This is a genomic window from Dehalogenimonas sp. THU2, from assembly GCF_039749495.1.
GTDB lineage: Bacteria > Chloroflexota > Dehalococcoidia > Dehalococcoidales > Dehalococcoidaceae > Dehalogenimonas.
This window is the reverse complement of sequence record NZ_JBDLLU010000024.1, coordinates 1-9545: the sequence shown is the minus strand read 5'-3', so window position 1 is coordinate 9545 and position 9545 is coordinate 1. Positions and strand designations below refer to the sequence as shown.

At 56.2% G+C, this 9545-nt stretch carries 9 protein-coding genes and 1 pseudogene; 8 read left to right on the top strand and 2 right to left on the bottom strand.

The window, feature by feature from the left end; all coding sequences use genetic code 11:
- The 7 genes and pseudogenes from ABFB09_RS09310 to nuoB form a co-directional block, all read left to right on the top strand.
- Nucleotides 1-350: pseudogene (locus tag ABFB09_RS09310) on the top strand (hypothetical protein); the annotation flags it as partial.
- Between the two features lie 132 nt (nt 351-482).
- Nucleotides 483-2423, top strand: a complete 1941-nt coding sequence (locus tag ABFB09_RS09305; RefSeq protein WP_347001221.1) for a proton-conducting transporter membrane subunit — start codon at nt 483-485, stop codon at nt 2421-2423.
- Nucleotides 2420-3358, top strand: a complete 939-nt coding sequence (locus ABFB09_RS09300) for an NADH-quinone oxidoreductase subunit H (RefSeq protein ID WP_347001222.1) — start codon at nt 2420-2422, stop codon at nt 3356-3358. The genes ABFB09_RS09305 and ABFB09_RS09300 overlap by 4 nt, the downstream gene beginning before the upstream one ends.
- Complete coding sequence (locus ABFB09_RS09295) at nt 3355-4032, top strand: hydrogenase subunit (RefSeq protein ID WP_347001220.1); 678 nt, start codon at nt 3355-3357, stop codon at nt 4030-4032. Before ABFB09_RS09300 ends, ABFB09_RS09295 begins: the two co-directional genes overlap by 4 nt.
- Entirely contained in the window at nt 4032-5504 is a 1473-nt protein-coding gene (locus ABFB09_RS09290; protein ID WP_347001219.1) for a proton-conducting transporter membrane subunit, read from the top strand. The genes ABFB09_RS09295 and ABFB09_RS09290 overlap by 1 nt, the downstream gene beginning before the upstream one ends.
- Nucleotides 5505-7085 carry an NADH-quinone oxidoreductase subunit C gene (locus ABFB09_RS09285; RefSeq protein WP_347001218.1) on the top strand — a complete coding sequence of 527 codons (1581 nt, stop codon included), beginning with the start codon at nt 5505-5507 and terminating at the stop codon, nt 7083-7085.
- Entirely contained in the window at nt 7082-7642 is a 561-nt protein-coding gene (gene nuoB, locus ABFB09_RS09280) for an NADH-quinone oxidoreductase subunit NuoB (protein WP_347001217.1), read from the top strand. The genes ABFB09_RS09285 and nuoB overlap by 4 nt, the downstream gene beginning before the upstream one ends.
- 19 nt (nt 7643-7661) lie before the next feature.
- On the opposite strand, the gene ABFB09_RS09275 is transcribed toward nuoB, so the two are convergent.
- Complete coding sequence (locus tag ABFB09_RS09275) at nt 7662-8090, bottom strand: response regulator transcription factor (RefSeq protein ID WP_347001216.1); 429 nt, start codon at nt 8088-8090, stop codon at nt 7662-7664.
- Between the two features lie 164 nt (nt 8091-8254).
- Nucleotides 8255-8638, bottom strand: coding sequence for a response regulator (locus ABFB09_RS09270; RefSeq protein WP_347001215.1), 384 nt, complete (start codon nt 8636-8638; stop codon nt 8255-8257).
- Nucleotides 8639-9200: 562 nt separating this feature from the next.
- On the opposite strand from ABFB09_RS09270, the gene ABFB09_RS09265 reads away from it, so the two are divergent.
- The coding region (locus ABFB09_RS09265; RefSeq protein ID WP_347001214.1) for a twin-arginine translocation signal domain-containing protein at nt 9201-9545 on the top strand (345 nt) is incomplete at its 3' end.

Sequence of the window (9545 nt, the reverse complement as noted above, 5' to 3'; positions counted from 1 at the left end):
TGCCGCCGCTGAGGAGGTTGAGGCCAGCCAGTGATGTCGGGGACAAGGTAGCGGTAGCCGTAGCGCCTGATCCACCGCCGCCTGAGAACGAAACGCTGGGGGCGGTGGTGTATCCACTACCGCTGTTAGTAAGCGTTAGACTACCTACGGATGATGGGCTTAAGATGGCGGTGGCCGTGGCGCCGGTACCTCCGCCACCTGAGATAGTGACGGTGGGCGCCGATGAATACCCGGTGCCACCGCTGGTTTTATTGACACTGGATATAGAAGTGGGGGTAATGGAAGTTGTAGCTGTAGCGCCTGACCCGCCACCACATACCCCGAATTTCCCTCTAAGTGACTCCCCTTGACACCGCCCCAACCGACGCCTAAAATATTCAAGCATAGACCACAATAATCGGGCTGAATAGCCGGGAGAACGATGGGAAGTCCCCCCCGAGGACTTCCTTTTGCTTTTCTCCCAGATGGACATTAGCAACACAGTGATTCAAGCGCTTTTCTACGGCGGCGCGGCATTAATGCTGCTGGCCGCTCTGCTGCCCCTTATGGGCCGTACTGCGCCTGAAAAGTCACGTCGAACCACCGCGCTGGGACTGGTAATAGCCGGAACCATCTCCCTTATCCTGGCCGCCTCTTTGATCCTGGCCGCCGATTCAAGTCTGCGCTTTGACCTGTATCACCTGACTCCGGAACTTTCGCTCTCGGTCCACCTGGACCGGCTGGCTGCCTTCTTTATCCTAATCATCAACCTAGTCGCCGCCTGCGTTGCTATTTATTCAATGAGATATGTCGAACATACCGGCACTGCGCGGCGACGTGATTTCCTGGTCTCAGCTATGGCTGTATTCATCCTGGCGATGGTGCTGACCGTGGCCTCGGCCAACTTCTTCGCCTTTATCTTCTTCTGGGAACTCATGTCGCTTTCTTCCCTGCTGCTGGTGCTTTATGAGCGCGACAACCCGGAGAGCGGCAAGGCTGGCATCTACTACCTGGTGATGACCCAGTTTTCCACCCTTTTCCTGCTCCTGGGCGCGCTGCTGCTCCACCGCTATACCGGCAGTTATGAGATTACCAGTGCCGTCGGCTTGTCGCTGCCCGCCGCCGGGATCATCTTCGGCTCTTTCTTCGTTGGTTTCGGCACCAAGGCCGGGATCATCCCGTTCCACAAGTGGCTGCCCTTTGCCCATGCCGCCGCGCCGTCCAATATTTCCGCGCTGATGTCCGGCGTCATGATCAAGGTGGCCATTTACGGGCTCGTGCGGCTGCTGCTCGATGTTCTGCAGCCTGAACTCTGGTGGGGGACGGCGCTGGTGATAACGGGCAGTGTCTCAGCGGTACTCGGAATAATATATGCACTGAAAGAAAAGGACCTTAAAAAGCTGCTGGCCTATTCGACGATTGAAAACGTCGGGTTGATCACTGTCGGACTTGGGCTTTTCACGATCTTTGAACATTATAACCTTGACGCTCTAGCCGACCTGTCACTTTTCGGCGCCCTATTTCACACCCTGAACCACGCCCTATTTAAAAGCCTCCTGTTCATGACCGCAGGCTCTGTGGTGGCGGCAACGCGTACCCGCAACATCGAGGAAATGGGCGGGCTGGTCAAATCCATGCCGGCGTCAGCGGTGGTCTTCCTCATCGGCGCCGCCGCTATCTCCGCACTGCCGCCCTTGAACGGTTTCGCCTCTGAAGTCATGCTCTTTCAAGCCTATCTAAGTTCGTTCCAGGTGCCCAGTCCGCTGATCACGGTTCTTTTGTTCACCGCACTGGCGGCTTTTGCCTTGACCAGCGCCCTGGCCGCCGCCTGTTTCGTCAAAGCCTTCGGTATGGTCTTCCTGGCTTTGCCCCGCTCGACAGGCGCTGCCCACGCCCATGAAGCGCCGCGCGCGATGCTCGCTGGCCCGGGTATTCTGGCCGCCGCCTGCATTATACTAGGTGTGTTCAGCCTTCAGATCTTCAAGTTGATCGGCATCGATCTGCCGATTCCTGATCTGCTGCCGGTGAGTCTGACAGCTGCGGTGATCTTCGGCCTGGCGGTTCTCTTAGTACGCCGGACCAAGGCGCCGGTACAAACCGGCGATACCTGGGCCTGCGGTATCCACACCCAAACGAATAAAATGGAATACACCGCTTCGGGTTTCTCCGAACCCATCATCACCATCTTCAGCCCCGTTTTTCGCACTAAAAAATCATTACGCCGGAATTTTGGCGATAAAGATAAGGCGATCGTCACCGGGGGTGCCGGCGAAATCCACACCCTGCAGTTCTTCGAGGAAAAACTCTACCTGCCGGTGGCCTCGTTCATCCGCCGCATCGCCGGTTGGGTATCAGGGTTGCACAATCTGGATATGGACGCCTTCGTCCTGGCTGTTTTTGTGGTTATCGTCATCATCCTGCTGGCGGTGGGGCAGTGGCTGTGATGCTTAACTACCTGCTCTATCTCCTGCTCAATACGCTCTTTATTGTCGCTATCTCGCCACTGCTCTTGGGCGTGATCAAGAAAGTGAAGGCGCTCTGCCAGGGCCGAAAAGGACCTCCGATATTTCAGCAGTATTACAACCTGTTCAAACTGCTGAAAAAAGAGATTATCTACTCCCAGAACGCCTCTTTCATCATGCGCCTCTCACCCTATCTCAATATCGGCTTCCTACTGGCGGCCTCGGTCATGGTGCCGGTGGTTTTCCTGCCGGAGGCCACCGGCTCAGGCAATATCATCCTGTTTTTATACCTCATGGTATCGGCCAAATTCTTTATGGCACTGGCAGGGCTCGACGCCGGTTCCGCCTTCGGCGGCATGGGTGCGTCCCGGGAGATGAGCCTTTCGGCCATCATCGAGCCGGTGACCATCACCTCGGTGGCCGCCCTCGCCTTCGTCCTGAAGACGACCGACATACCGGCAATGTTCGCCGTTACCCTTGCCGGTTCGCTGGCGCAGTACCCGACACTTATCCTCATCGCTTTCTCGCTCTTCATCATCATCATCGTGGAAACGGCGCGCGTACCGGTGGACAACCCGGAGACCCACCTGGAACTGACTATGATCCATGAGGCGATGATACTGGAGCAGACCGGACCGAAGCTGGCGCTTATGGAATTATCTTACGGCGTGAAACAAACGGTGCTGATGGCGCTGTTGATCAATATCGTCTTTCCCTGGGGCCTGGCCACCGAGGCAACCCCGTTTGGCGTCTTGTTATCGATGGCGAGCTTCGCTGTTAAGGCGCTGGCGCTGGCGGCGGTTATAGGTGTTTTCGAATCGTCGATGGCTAAAATCCGGTTGTTCCGCCTGCCCAGTTTCTTCATGCTGGCCTTGTTCTTCTCATTTGTGACTATCGTGTTCGAGTTGCTGGCATGAGCGAAATTTTCATCGGCGACGACCTGGTCAAGATCCTGCTGGTGCTGGTGCTGGGCACGGCGGCGCTGGTCATCACCCAGCGTTCACTGACCTCACTCATCTCCATCTATGCCATCCAGTCCGTCATCCTGGCGGCCATCGCAATGTCTCTTTACAGCCGTGAAGCCACGGGTAGTCTCCTCTTCATGGCAATCCTCACTATCATATCTAAAGTGATTATCATCCCATTCTTCCTGAAACGGCTGCTGAAGGTTATGCCCATCAAGCGAGACCTGGAGTTCCGCTACCTGACGCCCATCGGCTCCATCATCCTGGCGACCGCTCTATTTTTCGTCGTTTACCAGGCCTTCAGCGCCCTGTCCGCTGCCCTCGATGCCGGCCCCCTGTTCATCCTGGGCGCCGTTATCGGCGTGTCGCTGGCCCTCATGGGCATGATGGTCATCATGAGCCGCAAGAAGGTCATCACCAAGATCATCGGCTATCTGTCGATGGAGAACGGCGTACTGCTGTTCAGCCTGTTCATCGCCGAGATGCCCTTCATCATCGAAGTCCTGATCGTGGTCGATCTGCTGATGATCATCGTTCTCTCGGCGGTGCTGGCCTTCGGCATCGACTCCTCGGTGGAGGCCTTCCACAAGCGGCTGAATCAACTGGGACTGGACTTCGAGGACTGATGGACAGTTTCATCATCATCGCTTTCGCCGCGCCCGCGTTGGTCATCGCCGGCTTGTCTTTCTTCCTCGGCCGTTTCCGGCCGGACATCGACGGCAGTGTGCTGAATACCCTCATCATCGTCGAAGCGGCGGGCTACATGGCACTGTCGCTCTGGCTGATCACAGCCGAATTGCCGATATTTCTGCTCGAAAACGGCTATTTCTTCGTGGATACCCTGGGCGCTTACGAAACAGTCATCACCTCGACGCTCTTCCTGCTGTCGGCCGTTTATGCCCGGGGTTATCTGGCGTCGCTGTTGGACCGGGGCGAGATCGATCGATCCCTTCTCGGTCTTTTTTATGGGGCGTTCGCCCTGCTGCCGCTGGTGATCGTCCTGGGGTTTCTGTCGAACAACCTGGCGCTCCTGTGGATCTTCGCCGAGCTTTCGACGCTGTTCTCCGTGATCCTCCTGGTTACTCTCAAGGCGCGGGAAAACATCACCGCCGCCCTGAAATACGTCTTCGTCACCTCCACCGCCATGTTATTCGCCTTCATCGGCATCATCATCCTGTTCGCCCTTTCCCGCGAGGTTTTCCCCGGCGGGACGCTCAACTGGACGGAACTCATGGCTTCGGCCGCGTCGATCTCGCCGCGACTTTACAGCTTTGCCTTCGTTTTCCTGTTCATCGGCTTTGCCGCCAAGGCCGGCGTGGTGCCCTTCCATACCTGGCTGCCGACGGTCTATGTGCGCGCCCCCTCGGTGGTGGCGGTGGTTTCCGGGGCGGTGCTGAACCTGGGGCTCTACGCCATCTTCCGGTTATACGCCATCGGCCACCGCGCTGGTGATGACGCCTTCCTGAACCCGCTGCTGATCACCTTCGGCGCGGCCAGCATCCTGGTGGCAGGCCTGGCGCTGATCGCCCGCACCAACACTAAAAAGCTGATCGCCTTTTCCGGCATCGAGCAGACCGGGTTGATTCTCCTGGCCCTGGGACTGGGTTCGCCGCTCGCCCTATTCTGGGCGCTCTTCCATAAAGCGGGCAATGCCCTGGTCAAGGCGCTCCTGTTTTTTTCCGCGGGTATATTCCACCGCCAGTACCGGTCGAACAAGTTTTTCGCGGTGACAAACCCCTTCGGTCTGCAACCTTTGGCAGCCTGGGGGCTCATTTTAGGAGCCGCCGCAGCCATAGGCGTACCGATGCTGCCGGTATTTCTGGCTAAGTTCAATATCCTCTCGATCATGGCTTCCCAGGCGCTGCCGTTGTTTATCGGCGTACTGGCCGGCTTCCTGCTGGTGGCGGCAGGGTTCGGCTATTACCTGGTACGGGTTTTCTCCCAGGGAGCCGGCGATCCGGTAGAACGCTACCCGACACCGCTGACCATGAAACTGCCGATCATAGCAGCGATTATGGCTCTTTTTGCGATGGGTTTATATCTGCCGGGCTGGCTGGAAACAATACTCGACACTATCGTGACGGATCTGGGTTTTTAGATGAATATGGATGATCTAAGCGCGCAAGTCGAAGAAGAACTCCGCAACCGGGGATTCAATGGCCGGGGCCGGCACGGACCGGACGGCATTGATTACCTGGCGCTCAGCGTCGTCGCCCTCCTTGAGGCGGTAAAAGTTCTCAAGAAGCGCGGGGATTTAGTTCTTTCCGGTCTCTGGGTCATCGAGAAGTTCGAGGGCCGGGATTTCACCCTGTTCTATTGTTTCGAGCGCCGCGGCGCCGCTGGTCTTTTTGTTTTACAGGTTCCGCTTACCGCCAACCGCGGCATGTCGATCGCCGCTACGTTCCCGATCGCCGCCTATTATGAACGCGAGGTAGCCGACGGTTTCGGCATCGAGTTCGAAGGGGCTTTCGATACCCGCCGTCTTTTCCTGCACGAATCTTATCCGGACAACTTCCACCCGCTGTTAAAATCGTTCGACGGCCGCCATATCGAACCCGCTGATATTACCTCGAAGAGAGAGTACCGGTTCAAGGAATTCAAGGGTGAAGGCATGTACCAGATACCGGTGGGACCGGTGCATGCCGGCATCATAGAGCCGGGGCATTTTCGTTTCAGCGTCATCGGCGAGACCATCTTCAATCTGGAGATCCGCCACTTCTGGAAACACCGCGGGCTGGAAAAACTGGCTGAAGGTAAAACACCCGATGAAGCGCTAAAGATCGCCGAGGCCATTTCCGGCGACGAGACCGCCGCCAACGCCTGCGCCTTTGCCATGGCCGCCGAACGTATCGCCGGGATCGATCTGCCGGTGCGCGCTTCGCAACTGCGGCTGATCCTGCTGGAACTTGAACGTATCTATTCCCACCTGGGCGACCTGGCCGGCATGGCAGTGGATGCGGCTTATCCGGTAGGAGCGGCGCCGTTCTTCGTGCTGAGGGAAGAGATTCTGCGTTGGAACGCGGCACTGACGGGTTCGCGGTTTTTGAAAGACACCATAGTCCCGGGCGGCCTGTCGCGGGATATTCCAGACGACAAACTCAAGGAGCTGCGCACTTACGAGAGTGTCTTCAAAACGCGCTTCAAGACTGCCCTTGAAGGTATCTATAACTCCGTTTGGATCATCGACCGGCTGGAAACGACCGGCGTGATCGATCCGTCGCTCGTCGTTCCCCTCAACCTCTCCGGGCCGGCGGCGCGAGCGTCCGGAGCGCATATCGATACCCGTCTCGATCATCCTTACGGGTTGTATGTCGAATTAAAGCCCAAACTGATCACTGCCGAAGCCGGTGATGTACTGGCGCGTTTTCAGGTCAAGGCCGGTGAGATCGAGGCATCGATGCGGTTGCTGCGGGACACGACCGATCGAATCGAAGCAGGACCGGTGCGGGTTCCCTGTCATCCCCGGACCGGCTACACCGTAGCCCTGGTCGAGGCGGCGCGGGGGCAGAATCTACACTGGTTATACCTTAAAGACGGGCGTATCGACCGCTGGAAGGTCCGCACCGCCTCATTCTGCAACTGGCTGGCCATCGAACACGCCGTTATCGGCAACATCGTGCCGGATTTCCCGCTTATCAATAAAAGTTTGAATCTATCCTACGCGGGTAACGATCTATGAGCCTCCTCGATATCCTGGGCAATGTCTTACGACCCAAACGAGCGGCGCCCGTTTCGGGTGCCGATGTTGAGTTCGAAAAGTTAGGTCTTGAACTCAAAGGTGAGATCGACCGCATTTTCGGCCGTAGCCTGGCCATCCGTGAGGTGGATTCCGGCAGTGACAACGCGGCGGAGATAGAACTCAACAATCTCTCGACGCCGTATTATGACGTCGAGCGCTTCGGCGTCACCTTCGTCGCCTCCCCCCGCCACGCCGATGTCATCATCATCACCGGCGCCGTTACTCTAGCCATGGCGGAGGCGGTCAAAAAGACTTATGATGCCATGCCTCAACCCGGTTGGGTCATCGCGGTCGGGGACGATGCCTGCGGCGCTGGAATCCTGAACGACAGTTACGCGGTGCTGGGTGGGGCTGATAAGGTCCTGCCGGTAGCGCTTAAAATCCCCGGTAACCCGCCCGCGCCGGCCGAAATTATCGGCGGACTGTTGAGTTTTATGGCGATGATCAGGCATGAGGTTGGTCAGCCAGAAAAAAAGACCGCCTCGCCGGCGGTCTAAATCTTCTCGAAAAAGTGGTTTATCCCGAGGTAAACGGAGTCCCGTCCGATATCGGTGGACTGAAGTACCGCCGGCCGGCACGCGCTTCGCGTATGGCCGATACCAGGTGTTCAACGCCAGCCTCTTTCAATATATACCCGAAGGCTCCAGCTTCGAGGGCGCTGGCCACGTACGGACCGTCACCGCACATCGTCAGTACGATCGTCCTGACCTCCGAGCCCCTGGACTTGAGCGCCCGCATGAGTTCGATGCCGCTCATAGCCGGCATGCACAGGTCGGTAACCACGACATCGGGTTTCAGTCTTTCGATTAGGGATAGCGCCTCAACACCGTCCGTCGCCTCGGCGACGATATGAAAATCAGGCTCGTATTCCAGAAGAGCCCTCACACCCCGCCTGACAATGGCGTGGTCATCAGCCAGTATAATACTCGTTTTTCCCAGTGTCATCCCTCGCACCCTCCGATGAGATGGACTGATTGTGCATCATTGGCCTTGTTTGACTGCCAATTGTCCAAAAAGTGATTTATCACAACTTAAACCTTATTACCAATTTACTACTCTTAAGCCGATAAAGCAACTGTCGGTTGGTCCGGTGCTACAGACTTACGGAATCAGACCGCAGCTCGTTTTGCCATCACTTCCTGAATCTTTTCTGCCAACGACTCCGGTTTGAAAGGCTTGCCGATATAAGCGTTGGCGCCGGCTTTGATAGCAAAATCCCCCACGTCAGACCGGGCGGTGAAGGCGATGACGGGCAGATCGGAAAACTCCCGTAACTGCATCAGCACATCGAACCCGGTGACCGGCGACATGAAAATATCGAGAAGCATGATGTCAGCCCGGCCGGCCCGCGCTAGCGCTAAAGCCTCTTCTCCGTCTGACGTAATGGTCACCTTGTAACCCAAAATTTCCAGCCCGGCGCCGACGAACCGCAGTATTGCCGGTTCGTCATCGACCACCAGTACCCTGAGCGCCTGATTCGATTCGCCCTTCATTATTGGCATACTCCACCCTAAATTCAAAGTCATTGTACCATGGATTTTGAGGGATGTTTATATTTTTTCGAATCAATTTCATCTGCGGTAAAAGCAAATCAGCGGGTTCATACGCTAATTGAAACGAGATGAGATTTCTTGGGTTAGTCCAACTGGGCGTAAGAAACCTCAGTCATATGCCCATAGTCGACGCCATTCGGGTCGCTTCGGTAGTGCTGCACACCAGAATTAGACTAAAGTAGCGAGAATTTTATACTTTAGTCTATAGCCATAATGCCTAGTCATTCTAGTTCTTTAGGACGATGCGCGGTGGGTATTCGTGGTATATAGTAAACGTACCAGGTTAGGGTTTAGTAATATTCATGTAATCATTTTGGATCTCTATGTTTCTTTTGTAAAAGTGAATAACCTTAGATGAAGAATTAACACCATCCCCAACGATATCGGACATTTCGGGAACAAGAATATCGATGAAGGAGGCTAGAATCCGAAAATGACAACCGGGGAAGACCGGCTGACCACCAGGAAAGACTGGAATAATCGATGAAAGTTGAACAACTCAATGCCCAAGTTCCATAGCACAATCAGCAGAAGAGACTTCATGAAAGCCCTGGGTCTGGCCGGAGCCGGACTTGGCGCTACCGCCGCCTTTGCCCCGTCCTTTGTCGACCTGGACGACGCCACCTCCGCCGGCGCCATTGCCAAGCCCTGGTTCCAGAAGGAACTCGAGTTTGAAACCCTGGCCCGCGCCGAGATCGACTGGAATGTTCTGCAGCGCACCGACAGAGCCACCCAGAAATGGGTGTTCAATTCCAATGAGGTCGACCGCGAAGAGTACGTCAAAAAGCGTGAGCCCGGTTACAAGGGTGTCAGCCTTCGTGACTACGCCCGCACCGGCGCTTCCTCC

Bases quoted from the DNA above. Each gene is read 5' to 3' on its own strand.
- ABFB09_RS09295 (WP_347001220.1), top strand. From the start codon at position 3,355: ATGAGCGAAATTTTCATCGGCGACGACCTGGTCAAGATCCTGCTGGTG.
- ABFB09_RS09290 (WP_347001219.1), top strand. From the start codon at position 4,032: ATGGACAGTTTCATCATCATCGCTTTCGCCGCGCCCGCGTTGGTCATC.
- ABFB09_RS09285 (WP_347001218.1), top strand. From the start codon at position 5,505: ATGAATATGGATGATCTAAGCGCGCAAGTCGAAGAAGAACTCCGCAAC.
- nuoB (WP_347001217.1), top strand. From the start codon at position 7,082: ATGAGCCTCCTCGATATCCTGGGCAATGTCTTACGACCCAAACGAGCG.
- ABFB09_RS09275 (WP_347001216.1), bottom strand. From the start codon at position 8,090: ATGACACTGGGAAAAACGAGTATTATACTGGCTGATGACCACGCCATT.
- ABFB09_RS09270 (WP_347001215.1), bottom strand. From the start codon at position 8,638: ATGAAGGGCGAATCGAATCAGGCGCTCAGGGTACTGGTGGTCGATGAC.